This is a genomic window from Rhodocaloribacter litoris (genome assembly GCF_011682235.2).
Lineage (GTDB): Bacteria > Bacteroidota > Rhodothermia > Rhodothermales > ISCAR-4553 > Rhodocaloribacter > Rhodocaloribacter litoris.
In genome coordinates, this window is sequence record NZ_CP076718.1 from 69,969 (window position 1) to 85,641 (window position 15,673).

Below are 15,673 nucleotides of genomic sequence, written 5' to 3' on the forward strand. Positions count from 1 at the left end.
TGTCCCGGTAACCGGTAAGCCGCCGATTTGTTACCTTCCGGTCCGGCTTTTTTTGTCAGAGCCCCTTTCTTTTGCCCGCTTTCCAGGATGAGTAACCGGACGACCTCCCTGTTTCTGATCCTGTTCCTGCTGATCCGGCCCGAGCTTGCCCGCGGCCAGCATCCGTACCGGGATCCCGGCCTCCCCGTCGAGGTGCGCGTGGAAGACCTGCTGGCCCGGATGACGCTCGAGGAAAAGTTCTGGCAGCTTTTCATGATCCCGGGCGATCTCGACGAAGACAGGGAGCGCTACCGCCACGGCCTCTTCGGTTTCCAGGTCGCGACCGCCGGGAAAGCGGGCGACGCCTTCGAACAGCAGCTGGAATACGGGCCTTCCGGCACCGCCCGGCAGGCCGCCGAGAAGATCAACGCCATCCAGCGCTACTTTGTCGAGGAGACGCGGCTGGGCATCCCCATCATCCCCTTCGACGAGGCGCTACACGGGCTCGTGCGCGAAGGGGCCACGGCCTTTCCGCAGGCGATCGCCCTGGCCGCCACGTGGGACACGGCGCTCGTCGGCCGCGTGGCACGCGCCATCGCCCGCGAGACGCGCACGCGCGGCATCCGGCAGGTACTCTCGCCCGTGCTGAACCTCGCCCGCGACGTGCGCTGGGGACGGGTCGAAGAAACCTACGGGGAAGACCCGTACCTGACGTCGATGATGGGCCTGGCGTTCGTGCGGGCCTTCGAGCAGGCCGGCGTCGTGACCACGCCGAAGCACTTCGTGGCAAACGTGGGGGCGGGCGGCCGAGATAGCTATCCGATCTATTTCAGCGAACGCCTGCTCGACGAGGTCTACTTCCCGGCCTTCAAAACGGCCATCCGGCGCGGTGGGGCCCGCTCCGTCATGATGGCCTACAACGCAGTCGACGGCGTTCCCGCAACCGCCAACCGGTGGCTCATGCGCGAGCGACTCAAGCAGGCCTGGGGGTTCGACGGCTTCATCATCTCGGACGCGAACGCGACCGGCGGCGCCATCGTGCTCCACCACACCGCCGCCGACTATGCGGATGCGGCGGCGCAGGCCATCGAAGCGGGCCTCGACGTCATCTTTCAGACCGCGTACGAGCATCACCGGCTCTTCTGGCCCGCCTTCGAACAGGGCCTGATCGCCCCGGCCACCCTCGACGACGCCGTGAGACGGGTCCTGCGCGCCAAGTTCGAACTCGGGCTGTTCGAAGACCCGTACGTCGACCCGGAAGAAGCCGCCCGCTGGAACGGCCATGCCGACCACCGCGCGCTCGCCCGCGAAGCCGCCCGCGCCTCCATCGTCCTGCTGAAGAACGAGAGCCGGGTTCTGCCGCTCGATCCGGGAATCGAATCGATCGCGGTCATCGGAACGGACGCCGTCGAGGCACGGCTCGGGGGCTACAGCGGGCCGGGCATCGACAAAGTCTCGATCCTGGACGGCCTCCGGCAACGGCTCGGCGGCGCGCGCGTGCACTACGCCCCGGGGCCCGGGCGGGAAACGACCGCCTACGTGCCCATCCCCCCCGGCAACCTGTTCGTGCCCGGCACCCCGGAGCCGCAACCGGGCCTGGCGGCGGCCTACTTCGACAACAACCGCCTCGAAGGCGACCCGGTGGTCCGGCGGACGGACGAGCAGATCAACTTCGGCTGGACGCTCCACGGCCCCGCCCCCGAACTGCCGTACGACTGGTATTCCGCCCGCTGGGAAACGAAGCTCCGCGTCCCGGAACCCGGCACGTATCGCATCGGCCTCGAAGGCAACGACGGGTTCCGGCTGTACCTCGACGACTCCCTCCTGATCGACAACTGGAAGAAGCAGTCCTACCGCACCATCCTGAAAGAGGTGACGCTCACCCGGCCGGTTCACGACCTGCGGGTGGAGTACTTCGAGAGCACCGGCAACGCACGGCTGAAGCTCGTGTGGGATTACGGCCTGCAGGCCCGTGAGGCAGAGGCGCGGATCGCCGAAGCCGTGGCGGCGGCGCGGCAGAGCGAGGTGGCCGTGGTGGTGGCCGGCATCGAGGAAGGGGAGTTCCGGGATCGCGCCTCGCTGCGCCTGCCGGGGCATCAGGAGGCACTCATCCGCGCGGTGGCCGCCACCGGCCGCCCGACCGTGGTCGTGATCGTCGGCGGAAGCGCCGTGACGATGACGAGCTGGCTGGACGACGTGGCGGGCGTGCTGTATGCGTGGTATCCCGGCGAGGCGGGCGGGCTCGCCGTGGCCGACGTGCTCTTCGGAGACTACAACCCGGCCGGGCGCCTGCCGATCACGTTTCCCGTCTCGGAAGGCCAGCTGCCCCTCTACTACAACCACGCCCCCACGGGCCGCGGCGACGACTACCTCGACCTCACGGGGCAGCCGCTCTTCCCCTTCGGCTTCGGCCTCAGCTATACGACGTTCGCATATTCGAACCTGCGGATCGAGCCGAACCCGGCAACACCCGGCGGCGCCTCCCTGCCCGGCCCCGTGGCAACGATCCGCTGCACCGTCCGCAACACCGGCCCCCGCGCCGGCGACGAAGTGGTGCAGCTCTACCTGCGCGACGTGCTGGCCTCGACCGCCCGGCCGGTCATGGAACTGAAAGGCTTTCAACGGATCCACCTCGCTCCCGGCGAGGCGAAGGACGTCACGTTCGAACTCACCCCCGAGCACCTGCAGATGCTCAACCGCGACGGGGTGTGGGTCGTAGAGCCGGGCACGTTTCGCATCATGATCGGCCGCTCCTCGAAAGACATCCGGCTGCGCGGGATGCTGGAGGTGCGCTGACGTTCCTCCTCCTCGAAGCCGCCCGTCCTGCACTCCGGCACGGGATCGCCGCCCCGGGCGTGTTTTCAACCTGGCATCCAGGCGGCCACATCGGCCGGATCGACGGTGTGGAGACGCCCGTTCTCGAGGCGGAGCACACGGTCCGCCAGGGCGGCAAAGCCCAGGTTGTGCGTAACGATGACGAAGGCCTGCCCCAGCTCCCGGCTCAGGCGCATGATCTCGTCGTGGAGGCGGTCGGCGGTCTTCGTATCCAGGTTGCCGGTGGGTTCGTCGGCCAGGACCAGGGCCGGCTCGTTCATGAGGGCCCGGGCGATGGCGACGCGCTGTTTCTCCCCGCCGGAGAGTTGTCCCGGCCGGTGCCCGGCCCGCTCGCCCAGTCCCAGCTTTTCCAGCAGGGCCATCGCCCGCGGGCGTACCTCGGCGAGCCGCCGGTGCCGGATCAGCGCGGGCATCGCCACGTTCTCCAGCGCCGTGAACTCGGGCAGGAGGTGGTGGAACTGGAACACGAAGCCGATGGACCGGTTGCGAAAGGCGGCCAGCGCCTCGTCGTCTTTTCGGAAGACATCCTCTCCCTCGAAGCACACGGAGCCGGCGTCGGGGCGGTCCAGGGCGCCCAGCAGGTGCAGCAGGGTGCTCTTGCCCGTCCCGCTCTCCCCGACGATGGCAACCACCTCCGCGGCCCGGACGTCGAGGTCCACCCCGTCGAGCACCACCAGCCGGCCGGCCTCCCCGGCCGGATACGACTTCTTCAGGCCTCGAACCGAGAGCAAGGGCTCCTGCTTCATAAGCGGCTTGGGGATCGCCGGCGTCAGTCTTCGCGCTCGATGCCGTACTTGTTCATCTTATTGTAGAGGTGCGAGCGCTGAATGCCGATGGCCTCGGCGGTCCGGCTAACGTTCCAGTCGAACTGGCGAAGCTTGTGTTCGATGAACAGCTTTTCGGCCTGATCCCGGAAGGCGCTGAACTCCTCGTACTGGCTGATCAGGTTCTCGATGGGGTTACCGGCCGGGGTGCCGGGGGCCACGTAGCGTTCGACGTCACGGGCGGTCACCGTGTCGCCTTCGCTGAGGATGAGCAGGCGCTCGACCACGTTGTGCAGCTCGCGCACGTTGCCGCGCCACTCGTACCGCTTGAGCCGTTCGAGGGCCTCCTCGGCGAAGGTTTTCTCGCCCAGCCCGTTGCGCCGGGCCAGCTCGGCGGCGAAATGACGGGCGATGATCGGGATATCCTCCTTCCGTTCCCGGAGCGGCGGCACGTGGATGAGGATGACGCTCAGGCGGTGGTAGAGGTCCTCCCGGAACCGGTTCTCACCGATCAGATCGAGCAGGTCCTTGTTCGTGGCCGCGATGACCCGGACGTCGACCGGGATGGGGCGGTCTCCGCCGACGCGGGTGATCTTGTTCTCCTGCAGGGCCCGCAGTACCTTGGCCTGGGCCGAGAGGCTCATGTCCCCGATCTCGTCGAGAAAGAGGGTGCCGCCGTCGGCCTGTTCGAACTTGCCGATCCGCTGCCGGGTGGCGCCGGTGAAGGAGCCTTTCTCGTGGCCGAAGAGTTCGCTTTCGATGAGCTCGCTCGGGATCGCCGCACAGTTGACTTCGACCATCGGCCCCTCCTTCCGGGCAGAGAGGTGGTGAATCCACTTGGCGACGAGTTCCTTGCCCGTTCCCGGCTCGCCGGTGATCAGCACCCGTGCCTCGGTCGGTGCCACGCGTTCGATGGTCTCCTTGATGCGCGTGATGGCCGGGCTCTGGCCGAGGATGGGCGTCCGCTCGGTGCCGTGTTGCTCGAGGATGGTCTGCCGCATGCGGCGGTTCTCCGCGACGAGCTGCCCGCGGGCGAGCGCGTTGCGGATGGTGACGAGCAGGCGGTTGAGGTCCGGCGGCTTCTCGATGAAGTCGAACGCCCCGAGCTTGGTGGCCTCGACGGCCGTCTCGATGGTGCCGTGGCCCGAGATCATCACGACGGGCTGCTCGGGTGTTTCTTCTGCAATGACGGCCAACACCTCCATGCCGTCCCGCTTCGGCATCTTGACATCCAGCAGGACGAGGTCGTAGCGGCCGGCACGCAGCTTCGCCAGGGCCTCCTCGCCGTGCTCGGCCTCCTCGACGGCGAAACCCTCGTATTCGAGGATCTCGCGCAGGGTCCGGCGGATACTGGCTTCGTCGTCGACGACCAGGATGGTAGGCACAGGCATAGCGACGGGTCATTCGGCCGCGCCATGCGGCCGGCTGGGGGTGATGAGCAGGAACGGGGCTGCGCGGGCCCGGCGGTCTCAGGTACCGCGTGCCCGCTTCAGCAGGGTCTCGACCCGCGCCAGGTCCACGTCGACGTTCCGGGCTGCGGGCGTGTCGCCGTAGCGGTCCTTGATCTCCCGATACACCTCCCGCGCCGCGCCGTAGTCGCCGGCGGCCTCGTAGGCCCGGGCCGCGTCGAAGAGGTAGTCCGCGGCCACCTGCTCGCTGCGCACCATCCCGGCGGCACGGCGGTAGAGACGGGCCGCCCGCTCATGCTCACCCCGCTGCTCGTAGACGGCCGCCTCGCCGGCGACGGCACTGGCGCCGATCAGGTTGTCCTCCTTCTCGAAGTCCCGGAAAAGCTCGAGGGCCTGATCATACTCACCCAGCTGGAAGAAGGCATTGGCGGCATAGAAACGGGCCAGGTTGCCGGCCTCGGTGCCGCCGTAGCGGTCGATAATGGCGAGCAGCCCCACGTAGCCGGCAGTGCCGTCGAGTGCCTCGCGGTAGCGCCCCTGCTCGTAGGCCTGTACGGCTCCGGCCATCTCCGCCACCGCCTTCGCCTGCTGGCGCTGCTGGTAGACGGCATAACCGATCAGGGCCGCCACGACCAGCACGACGACCGCCGCCGCCCCGAGCACGATCGTCCGGTTCCGGTCAACGAATTCCCAGGCCCGGGCATAGAACGTGACGACGGTGTCCTGGCGAAGCTCCTGCCTCCGGGAGACCTTCTTGGTCGGATTCAGCGTGGACATGGATACAGCTTGCTCTGGGTTCAACGCACCCCGCGCGGGGCACGCCATTTTCAGGTAGAAAGGGAAGATATCGTATTTCGGCAGGGGCCGCAATGCAGCCCCCCGACCGCCCCGGCACTTGTGCAAAATTTCGTTTTGCCGCCGGGCCTCCGCTTAAACGCATGATTTCCCGATCGTTTCCGCCCGGCATGCCTTCACCGGGAATCCGATTTTTTCGTACACTTTCACAACTTTCACCGGAACGCCCCCGGAGGCCCGCCGGTTGAGTACCTAAAGCCCCGCAATCCCCCCTAACCCATCGATCAAGGAGAACGGAACATGGCGATCAAACTCGGCATCAACGGCTTCGGACGGATCGGGCGTCTGGTCTTCCGCGCCATCCTCGAGCGCAAGTCGGACGCGTTCGACATTGTCGCGGTCAACGACATCACCGACGCCAAGACGCTGGCCCATCTCTTCAAGTACGACTCCATCCATGGCGCCTACCCCGGCGAGATCACGGTAGACGGCAACGACCTCATCATCGACGGGGAGCGGTTTCGGGTGCTGAGCGAGCGGGATCCCAAGAACCTGCCCTGGGGAGACCTGGGCGTCGACGTGGTGGTCGAGTCCACCGGCATCTTCCGCTCGCGCGAGGCCGCGGCGCAGCACCTGCAGGCCGGGGCCCGGAAGGTGGTCATCTCGGCGCCCGCCAAGGGCAAGGTGGATGCCACCGTGGTACTCGGCGTCAACGACGACACCCTCACCGGTGAGGAGGAGGTCATCTCGAACGCCAGCTGCACGACGAACTGCCTGGCGCCGATGGTCAAGGTGCTCGACGACGCCTTCGGCGTCCGCCGGGGCTTCATGACCACGGTCCATGCCTACACGGCCGACCAGCGCCTGCAGGACGCCCCGCACAGCGACCTGCGCCGGGCCCGGGCCGCCGCCCTGTCGATCATCCCGACGACCACCGGCGCGGCCAAGGCCGTCGGCCTGGTCCTCCCCCACCTCAACGGCAAGCTCGACGGCTTTGCCCTCCGTGTGCCCGTGCCGGACGGCTCCATCACCGACTTCACGGCCGAGCTCGAACGCGAGGCGACCGTCGAAGAGGTGAACGCCGCCATGAAAGCCGCCGCCGGCGACCGGCTCAAGGGAATCCTCCAGTACACCGAAGACCCCATCGTCTCGGCGGACATCATCCACAACCCGCACTCGTGCATCTTCGACGCCCTCTCCACGATGGCCTCCGGCAACCTGGTGAAGGTCGTCGGCTGGTACGACAACGAGTGGGGCTATGCCAACCGCACGGTGGATATCGTGCAGAAGCTCATGACGGTGGCTGCTGCCGTCTGAGCCCCGTCCCCCCTTTTCTTTGACAGGGCCGAGGGAGAGCGCATCGCCCCGATCGCTCTCCCTCTTTCTTTCACGCCACCCCCGGGCTGGATTCGCCAACCTCCCCCCCTTCCGTCGTCCTGCTTTCCGGCCGGAACGGGGTGGCGACCCGTTTTCAACCCTCAACCCGCCATCCGACCCCATGCCCAAGTTGACCCTCGACGACCTCGACGTGCGCGGGCAGCGGGTGCTGGTCCGCGTCGACTTCAACGTGCCGCTGTCCGAAGAAGGCGACCGGCGCCGTGTGGCCGACGACACGCGCATCCGGGCCGCGCTCCCGACGATCCGCGCCCTCCTCGACCGGGGCGGGCGTGCCATCCTGCTGAGCCACCTCGGCCGCCCCAAAGGCACCCCCGACCCGAAGTACAGCCTCGCCCCCGTCGCCGACCACCTCAAGACCCTCCTCGGGAACGGTACCGGCCGGGCAACACGGGTGGACTTCGTCCCGGCCGTGACGGGTGAGGCCGTGAAAACCCATGCCGCCGCCCTGCCCGAAGGCGGGGTGCTGTTGCTGGAAAACACGCGCTTCCACCCCGGCGAGACGAAGAACGACGACGCCCTGGCCGCCGAATGGGCCGCCCTGGGGGACCTCTACGTGAACGACGCCTTCGGCTCGGCCCACCGGGCCCACGCTTCCACCGTCGGCATCACCCGCCACGTCCGGCAATCCGCCATGGGCTACCTGCTGCAACGCGAAGTCGAATACCTCGGCCGCGTCCTGGAAAGCCCGGACCACCCCTTCGTGGCCGTCCTCGGCGGGGCCAAGGTGTCGGACAAGATCGGCGTGATCGAAAACCTGCTGGACCGGGTGGACCACCTGCTCATCGGGGGGGCCATGAGCTACACGTTCCTGAAGGCCCTGGGCCATGCCACCGGCAAGTCGCTCGTGGAAGAGGACCGGCTGGAGGAAGCCCGCACACTCTACGAACGGGCCGGCGGCAAGATCAAGCTGCCGGTCGACCACGTGGTGGCGACGGCCTTCGAGAACGACGCCCCGCACCGCACCGTCACCGGCGACATTCCGGACGGTGAGATGGGCCTGGATGTCGGCCCGGCGACGCTCGAGACCTACCGGAGCATCCTCCTCAAGGCCCGCACCGTCGTCTGGAACGGCCCGATGGGGGTCTTCGAGATGCCCAACTTCGCCCGCGGGACGTTCGCCGTGGCCGAGGCGCTGGCCGAGGCCACCCGGCACGGCGCCCTCACCGTCGTCGGCGGCGGCGACTCGGTGGCGGCCATCAACCGGTCCGGCTACGAAGACCAGGTCAGCCACGTCTCCACCGGCGGCGGCGCCATGCTCGAATTCCTCGAAGGCAAGACCCTCCCCGGCATCGCCGCCCTGACGGACAGGTGAGCGGCAGCGCGGCGGCTCACTCGAGCGCGAGCACGACGACGGACTTCGGCGGCAGCGCCACCGTGCATGTCGTCGGAGCAGGAGATGGAGGCACGGGGCCGGCGGCTGCCCCTTCGGCGGCAGCGCCACCGTGCATGTCGTCCCCGCGAGGCGGGCCCCGTCGAACGGCGCCGGCCGTACCGCGTCCGGCTGCTCGAACGTATTGTGCACGTTCATGGCAGGTCGGTCTTTCCGTTTCTCACCAGAAAAGGGCATAGAGGGCGGCGGTGATGCCCAGGATACCGAAGGCCGCGGCGGTGAAGACGGGGTCGGCCGCCAGGCGCGTGCCGGCCAGGCGCACCGCGTTCGGATGGTCCCGTCCTTTGCCTTCCGCCCAGGAGATGACCATGATCAGCGCCACCGACAGCAGGAACACGTAGCCCATCCGGTTCAGGAACGGGACCTCCGGCGCCAGCACCTTCATCCCGGCCGAGAGCGGGATGCTCAGCAGCGCCGAGACCAGCGCGGCGTTGGGGGTCGCCTTCTTCCAGAAGAGCCCCATCACGAAGATGGCCAGCACCCCGGGACTGATGAAGCCCGTGTATTCCTGGATGTACTGGAACACCTGGTCGAGCGCCGCCAGCTGCGGGGCCAGCAGCGCGCCGATCGTGATCGCCACCAGGCTGGCCAGCCGCCCGACCCGCACCAGCTGTGCCTCCGAGGCCTTGCGGCCGATCATGTTCCGGTAGAGGTCCATCGTGAAGATCGTCGCCGTCGAGTTCATCATCGAGGCCAGGGACGAGACGATGGCCGCCGCCAGCGCCGCGAAGGCCAGCCCGCGCAGACCCGGCCCGACGTAGGAGGCCAGCAGCCACGGATAGGCCTCATCGCCCCGCGTGATCGGTGCATCTAGCGCGTAGGCCACGATGCCCGGCACCACCACGATCAACGGCAGGAGCAGCTTCAGGTAGCCCGCAAAAGCCAGCCCGCGGCGGGCCTCCTGCAGGCTCCGGGCCGCCAGCGCCCGCTGGATGATGTACTGGTTGCACCCCCAGTAGAACAGGTTGGCCACCCACATCCCGCCCAGCAACACCCCCAGCCCCGGCAGGAGCTGGTAGGCGTCCTGCAACGTGCCGGTGTCGTCCCGGTAGAGCAGCTCGCCCGGATAGAGGATCATATTGAACCGGTCCCCCGCATCCTGAATCAACTTCCCGAAGCCGGCGATGACCCCCGCCCCGTCGCTGTAGGCGTCGAGCGCCAGGTAGGTCGTCAGCAGCCCGCCGCCGACGAGCACGAGCACCTGCACCACGTCGGTCCAGGCCACGGCCTTGAGCCCCCCGTAGATGCTGTAGACCGTGGCAAAGAGCGCCAGCCCCAGGATCCCGGCCCAGAGCGAGATGCCCATGATGCCCTCGAGCGCCAGCGCCCCCAGGTACAGCACACTCGTCAGGTTGACGAACACGTAGACGAGCAACCAGAAGACGGCCAGCAGGGTACGTACCCGGCCGTCGTAGCGCTGCTCCAGGAACTGCGGCATCGTATAGATGCCCTTCTCCAGATAGATCGGCAGGAAGAAATAGGCGATCACGAGCAGCGTTACGGCCGCCATCCACTCGTAGGAGGCGATCGCCAGGCCGAGGCGGAAGCCGGAACCGGACATGCCGATGAACTGCTCGGCCGAGATGTTGCTGGCGATGAGCGAGGCCCCGATGGCCCACCAGGGCAGCGCCTTGCCGGCGAGGAAGTAGTCGCTGGTGTCTTTCTGATGTCCTTCTCGTTCCCGGGAAACCCACAGGCCGAGCCCGACGATGACGGCGCCGTAGAGCGCAAAGATGACGTAGTCGAGGGCGGTAAAGTGCATGAGCGATCAGCGGATTGGAGGAAACGTTGTGTGCGGTGCCGGCGCTCAGCCTTCCCGCTCCCGGGGGGCGACGCTGCCCGCGATGCGAAACTTCGGCACCGTCTCGTCGGCCTGCACGACCGGGTGCCCGTTCACGAAGAGCGCCGCCTGCACCGGCTCGCCGGCCGGGAAGGCACCGTCGTAGCGGGGTGCGCGCGGGCCGGGCCCGTGGCCACCGGTCGCGTAGCGGATCTCCCACGGCAGCACGTCCCCGCCGAGCGGCGCCGCCCCGCCGAGCAGCCGGACGAGCCCACCCTCCCGCACGATGGCCAGCGCGTAGACGGCCGCCCGCGGTCGCCGCTCCGCCTGCACCAGCACGCTGGCGATGCCGGCGTCCGAAGATAAGGGGTTCGCCCCGACAAGCGAAACCCCTCCAATCGTCCCGAAAAACACATTCTCCCAGGCGTCCGGCACGACGGTCCCGTGCTCGTCCTGCAGCGCGGCGTGCACGAAGACCACGTCCTTGCCGTCGCGGGCGAAGGGGCGGCCGCCCTCGTCCACCCACACCGACAGGCGCACGGGCCGGCCGGGCGTCCGCACGGCGTGGCGGGCCGCAGGGCGCCCGTCGAGATAGCCGACGGCTTCGAGCAGGCCCGGCTCGAAGCGCTCCAAACGGAACGTGAAGGGCGGATGCGCCAGATGCGTCGAGAGGCGGTCGGCGTCCGGACGCTGCCGCGCCACGAGGCGGCCGCCCACCGAGAGGGCCACCTCGTCGCAGTTGCTGAACACCCGGACGTCGGTCGGCGAGTCGGGCGTCCAGTAGCTGGCGATGAACACCATCGGCCCGGAGGCCAGCCCGGGATACCGCTCGGCGGCATCCCGCTGGCTACGGAAGAAGTGGTAGGAGAACTTGGGCAGCCGGAACAGATCCATGCACCCGGAAGACTCGATGTCCGGCGCATAGCCCCGGTTGTAGTCGAACATCACCCAGAGGCCGTCGGCGAACGCGATCGTCTTGCGGTTGTCGTTGTGCGCCTCCTGGAAGTTGGTGGCCTGCTGGAGCAGCGCCCGCTCGCCGTGCCAGCGGAGTTGCCGGCTGTTGGCCTCGTCCGGCGCGAGATCGGCCCAGGCCTCCTGGTTGAGCCCGGCATTCTGGGCGTAGTACTCCCAGTCGCCGTATTCGCTCACGACGCACGGCCGGTCGGTGACCTCGACGCAGCCGCCGTGCTGCCGGGCCTGGATGAAGACGTCGTACCCGTCCGTCCAGCCGCAGGTGTACATCTGATCCCCCGGGTATTCCTCGTGGGCGATGGCCTGGGTCTTCGCCACGAACTCGGGCGGCATCCACGTCTCGTTGAGCGAGACCTCCCACAGGATCACGCACGGGTGGTTGCGGTCCCGGCGAATGAGACGGCGGCAGTTTTCGTACTGGATCTCCGCGAAACGGGGGTCGTCCCGGTTGAAGTATTGCCAGCCGGGGATGCAGTTCATCACCACCAGCCCCAGCTCGTCGCAGGCCTCCATGAAGGACGGGTCGTGCGGATAATGCGAGAGGCGGATGTAGTCGAACCCGGCCTCTTTGATCTTCCGGGCGTCCCGGTACTGGGCCGCGTCCGGCACGGCATAACCGACGTAGGGATACTCCTGATGCCGGTTCGTCCCCCGCAGGAACATCTTCTCCCCGTTGATCCGGAACCCTTCGGCCGAGATCTCGATGCGCCGGATGCCGATGCGCGTCACTTCCTCGTCGACCACCGCGCCATGCTCGACCAGACGGGTGCGGAGGGTGTACCGGGATGGCGAACGCGGGCTCCAGAGCGCCGGCCCCAGCACCCGCAGCGTCCGGACGACCTCCGTATCCTGGCCGGGAGCCAGCGTGACGGGGTCGGAGGTGGCCCCGGCCACGACCGCCCCGGCTTCGTCCTCCAGCACGTATTCGACGACGAAGCGACGCTCCCCGGCGTCGTCGTTGCGTACGTGGACCTGCACCCACACCGAGGCCGCCTCCGGCGTCACCTCGGGATAGCGCACGAACACCCCTCCGCTGGCGGTCTTATCGGCCAGGATCGGATCGGTGATGTGCAGCGGATCCTTGACGATCAGGTGCACGTCCCGGTAGATCCCGTGGTACAGGTTGAAGTCGAGCTGATGGAGCGGCTTCGGGCCGGTGATCGGGTTGTCGGTATTGTCGAGGCGAACGGTCAGGAGGTGCTCGTAGCCGGGCACGAGGCGGCCGGTGAGGTCGAAGCCGAAGGGCAGGTAGCCGCCCAGGTGCCGGCCGAGGTGCTCGCCGTCGAGCCAGACGTCGGCCACGTTCATGGCCCCGTCGAAGAGCAGGTAGACCTTCTTGCCGGCCGTCTCGGGTCCCATCACGAAGCGCTTTTCGTACCAGCACAGGCCCTGCCACTGGTAGGTCGGGCTGCCGGGCTCGCCCGTCACCAGGGCCTCGATGCGGGCGGTGTGCGGCAACGTGACGGGTTCCCAGGCCGCCCCGGCCGGATCCTCGCCCCGGAAGAAGCGCCAGTCCCGGTTGAAGGAGATGCGCGAGGGCCCGTGCTCCGCCGTCAGCAGACGCCCGGCGGAGGGAGCGAGCAACAGCGCGGCCCCGCCCGCGGCGGTGCTCTTCAGAAAGTCTCTGCGTCTCATCGGCCTGATGGGAAAAGCATGATCGGGATCGTGGGGATCGCCACCGCCGCACCGGTCGCGACCGGGTTCATGCGGACCTCCGATGCGGTAAAGCGCCCCGCCGAGGCGGGTCATTCCAGGACGATCCGCTCGACGTCGAATCCCCGGGGTACCTCCCGCCCCGCGGCGTCGAACCAGGCGCCGTCGATGGCGAACTGGAGGCCGTCCAGGTTGCGGGGTTCCGGGGCATCGTCCGGCGTGGCGGCGTCGAACAGGTAGGGCAGGAACTGCGGGTAGGGGCGCGGCAGGAGGGCCAGCGGGGTGCGCCGCAGCGCGGCCAGCGGCACGGTGTACTCCTGCCAGGCTTCGGTGAGTTCGAGCACGGTCCCCCAGGCGGTGCCGTCCTGCTCCACGAGGGCCACCTCCAGCCGTCCCTCCGATGCGCCGGCCGCCCGTGCCCGGATGCGCAGCGTCCCCGTCCCCGGCGCCTCCGCCAGCCGGTGCCGCTGTGCGGGCGTCAGGAACGTGCGCAGGGCGAAATGTCCGGGCTCCGGCGCCAGGCTCTCGACGACGACGCGGAGCGCCGGGCGGTCCGGCGCGGTGCCTTCGGAAGGCTCCAGGCGGTAGCGCACGTAGTTCCAGAACGCCGGCGCAAGCAGGTGGTCGCGGTCGCGCCGGGCGTCGAAGAGCACCACCGGGGCGTCTGGCGAGACGACCGGCACGTCCCACGTTGCGCGCCCGGTGAAATCCCACTGGAAGGGATGCCCCGCATCGCCGCCGGGGAAGGTGTGGGTTCCGTCGCGGCCGAAGACCACGATACGGTAGGAGAGCCATCCCGGCGTGAGGTGCCCGGCAGGGAGCGTGGCCGCGAACGTGAAGCCGTCACCCGGCGTCATCCGCAGGGGGCGCGGGCGCCGGAAGCCGCCTCCGGGCGTCCCGGCAAGGAGCCACACCGAATCCGGCGGCGCCGCCGTCACCACGTCGGCCTGCACGGTGAAGGGCCGCCCCGCCGTCACGGCCTCCGGCGGGGTGTGCCGCACCACCGGCGGCCCCGGCGACGGCGGCGGGACGAAGAAGGTGGCATCGACGGCGGGCACCTCCACACCCGGTCGAGCCAGCACGTACACCCCCGGCCGGACGACGAACGCCCCGTCCCGCACGGCCGGGCGGTGCACATTCCCCGCATCGACCGGCTCCACGGTGAAGGCCGGCCCCAGATCCGGCAGCGCCACCCGCATGCGACGATCCCGCCAGAGCACCCGCGCCACCGGACGCCGCAGGCTCGGGCGGCTGAACGGGTCCTCCACCCAGGCGACGTCCGGGTAGACCTCCAGCCGCCAGAGGCCCTCGCCCAGCCGGTCCAGGAAGTAGGCGCCGGTGCCCGCATACGTCACCACGGGCGAGGAGCCGACCCCCGCCACGTGCCGGAGCGCCGCCGGCGCCGGCGGGATGGTCTGCGTGTCGTTCGAATGGTAAAAGACCGTGTCCGCTACCAGCTCGCTCAGGTCGTCTTCGTAGCGGACGCGGAACGGGCCGAAGGTACTCGTTTCGGGGTACGTACCGAACGCGGCCCCGCGCGGGGTGCGGCGGAACACCTCCCCGGCGATCATGAAGCCGATGGCCCGGCCCGGCGTGTAGACCAGGTTCAGGAAATGGGTCTGGTAATCCGTGTTCGCCCAGGCAAACGCCAGCGGGTCGTAGGCGAACTGCGTGGCCCACTGGAACCCGGCTTCCCGGAAGCTGCGGGCCATGGCCGGATACAGGTACGACCCCGCCACGTCCGCCGCGTCGAACTCGTACACCATGCGGGCCTTGTTCCGGCAGTCCGGGAAGTCCGCGAACGGGAGCGGATAGTGATCCACGTTGGGCAGCATGTTCCCCCCCACGGCGGCGCCCCGGACGAGCCCCGTCGGGTACCACTGCACGCTGACGCCGTCGATGCGGGCGGCGCAGACAGCCCGGCCGTGGGCGTCGGTGTAGCCCTGGCTGATGTTGTAGAAGATCGGCTTGCGGAAGCCGGCTTCGCGCAGGGCGTCGGCCAGCGTGTCGATGAAGCGGGTCGTCTCCTCCGCACCCCCCGGGTGGCTCGGCTCGTTGAACAACTCCACGGCGATGATGGCGGGATCGTCGCGATAGCTGTAGCCGGTGTACGGGTTGACGTGTGCGATGAACTGCCGGAGGTAGTTGACCTGCGCCCGCCGGGCCTCGGGGTCGGTCGTCATCTCCCCTTTGGAATAGTAGTCCGAGATGCCGCCGGTGCCGGGATCCGGCTCGGGATACCCGGCCCCCCACCAGGCGATCGGCGTCAGGATGGTCCGGATGCCGCGCTCGGCCAGCCGGGCCAGCAGGTAGTCCAGCAGGTCCAGGTGGTCGTTCTCGATCAGGTTGCCGTGCCGGTCGGTGATCTGGCGATCCCAGACGTGGATGCGGTAAGCGTCGAGGCCCAGGCGGGCGAAGTGGGCCACGTCCTGGTCGATGGCCCGCTTGCGGTCGGCACCGACGTAGCCCAGGGCACGGTAGCCATGGGCAAACGGCACCCCGTAGTTCACCCCGAAGAGCGCGACCTCCTCCCCGGTGCTACGCCACCGCATCACCCCCGTCTCATCGACGAAAACCGGTCCTTCCTGCCCCGATGCCTCGCCAACGGGCATGACCAGCCAGGCCAGGAGCAGGGCGACAAGCCCCCTCGTTCGAACGGTTACGGGCATCATCATGCGAACGGATGTGGGATGACGGC

The 15,673-nt window shown here is 68.7% G+C and carries 9 protein-coding genes; 3 read left to right on the forward strand and 6 right to left on the reverse strand.

Annotation, left to right across the window (positions count from 1 at the left end; all coding sequences use genetic code 11):
* Positions 1 to 87 precede the first annotated feature (87 nt).
* Positions 88 to 2,775: a glycoside hydrolase family 3 N-terminal domain-containing protein gene (locus tag GQ464_RS00280; protein WP_166975217.1), complete on the forward strand. Its 2,688-nt coding sequence runs from the start codon at positions 88 to 90 to the stop codon at positions 2,773 to 2,775.
* Between the two features lie 65 nt (positions 2,776 to 2,840).
* Here GQ464_RS00280 and GQ464_RS00285 read toward each other — a convergent pair whose 3' ends face one another.
* The 3 genes from GQ464_RS00285 to GQ464_RS00295 all read right to left on the reverse strand — a co-directional run bounded on the left by GQ464_RS00285 (position 2,841) and on the right by GQ464_RS00295 (position 5,764).
* On the reverse strand, positions 2,841 to 3,560 hold the full coding sequence (locus tag GQ464_RS00285) for an ABC transporter ATP-binding protein (RefSeq protein WP_166975220.1): 720 nt from the start codon (positions 3,558 to 3,560) through the stop codon (positions 2,841 to 2,843).
* A gap of 23 nt (positions 3,561 to 3,583) precedes the next feature.
* A complete protein-coding gene (locus GQ464_RS00290; RefSeq protein WP_166975365.1) occupies positions 3,584 to 4,963 on the reverse strand; it encodes a sigma-54-dependent transcriptional regulator in 1,380 nt (459 codons plus the stop codon).
* 84 nt (positions 4,964 to 5,047) lie between these two features.
* Positions 5,048 to 5,764, reverse strand: a complete 717-nt coding sequence (locus GQ464_RS00295; RefSeq protein ID WP_166975223.1) for a tetratricopeptide repeat protein — start codon at positions 5,762 to 5,764, stop codon at positions 5,048 to 5,050.
* A gap of 318 nt (positions 5,765 to 6,082) precedes the next feature.
* On the opposite strand from GQ464_RS00295, the gene gap reads away from it, so the two are divergent.
* Positions 6,083 to 7,099 carry a type I glyceraldehyde-3-phosphate dehydrogenase gene (gap, locus tag GQ464_RS00300; protein ID WP_166975225.1) on the forward strand — a complete coding sequence of 339 codons (1,017 nt, stop codon included), beginning with the start codon at positions 6,083 to 6,085 and terminating at the stop codon, positions 7,097 to 7,099.
* 181 nt (positions 7,100 to 7,280) lie between these two features.
* Entirely contained in the window at positions 7,281 to 8,492 is a 1,212-nt protein-coding gene (locus GQ464_RS00305; protein ID WP_166975228.1) for a phosphoglycerate kinase, read from the forward strand.
* Positions 8,493 to 8,730: 238 nt separating this feature from the next.
* Here GQ464_RS00305 and GQ464_RS00310 read toward each other — a convergent pair whose 3' ends face one another.
* The 3 genes from GQ464_RS00310 to GQ464_RS00320 all read right to left on the reverse strand — a co-directional run bounded on the left by GQ464_RS00310 (position 8,731) and on the right by GQ464_RS00320 (position 15,650).
* A complete protein-coding gene (locus tag GQ464_RS00310) occupies positions 8,731 to 10,332 on the reverse strand; it encodes a sodium/sugar symporter (protein ID WP_166975231.1) in 1,602 nt (533 codons plus the stop codon).
* Between the two features lie 45 nt (positions 10,333 to 10,377).
* On the reverse strand, positions 10,378 to 12,957 hold the full coding sequence (locus tag GQ464_RS00315; RefSeq protein ID WP_166975234.1) for a glycoside hydrolase family 2 TIM barrel-domain containing protein: 2,580 nt from the start codon (positions 12,955 to 12,957) through the stop codon (positions 10,378 to 10,380).
* Between the two features lie 110 nt (positions 12,958 to 13,067).
* Positions 13,068 to 15,650 (reverse strand): glycoside hydrolase 5 family protein, encoded by a 2,583-nt coding sequence (locus GQ464_RS00320; RefSeq protein WP_166975237.1) that lies wholly within the window; start codon positions 15,648 to 15,650, stop codon positions 13,068 to 13,070.
* Between the last annotated feature and the right edge of the window lie 23 nt (positions 15,651 to 15,673).

Coding starts and splice junctions, on each gene's coding strand:
- GQ464_RS00280 (WP_166975217.1), top strand. CDS start 88: ATGAGTAACCGGACGACCTCCCTGTTTCTGATCCTGTTCCTGCTGATC.
- GQ464_RS00285 (WP_166975220.1), bottom strand. CDS start 3,560: ATGAAGCAGGAGCCCTTGCTCTCGGTTCGAGGCCTGAAGAAGTCGTAT.
- GQ464_RS00295 (WP_166975223.1), bottom strand. CDS start 5,764: ATGTCCACGCTGAATCCGACCAAGAAGGTCTCCCGGAGGCAGGAGCTT.
- gap (WP_166975225.1), top strand. CDS start 6,083: ATGGCGATCAAACTCGGCATCAACGGCTTCGGACGGATCGGGCGTCTG.
- GQ464_RS00305 (WP_166975228.1), top strand. CDS start 7,281: ATGCCCAAGTTGACCCTCGACGACCTCGACGTGCGCGGGCAGCGGGTG.
- GQ464_RS00310 (WP_166975231.1), bottom strand. CDS start 10,332: ATGCACTTTACCGCCCTCGACTACGTCATCTTTGCGCTCTACGGCGCC.
- GQ464_RS00315 (WP_166975234.1), bottom strand. CDS start 12,957: ATGAGACGCAGAGACTTTCTGAAGAGCACCGCCGCGGGCGGGGCCGCG.
- GQ464_RS00320 (WP_166975237.1), bottom strand. CDS start 15,650: ATGATGATGCCCGTAACCGTTCGAACGAGGGGGCTTGTCGCCCTGCTC.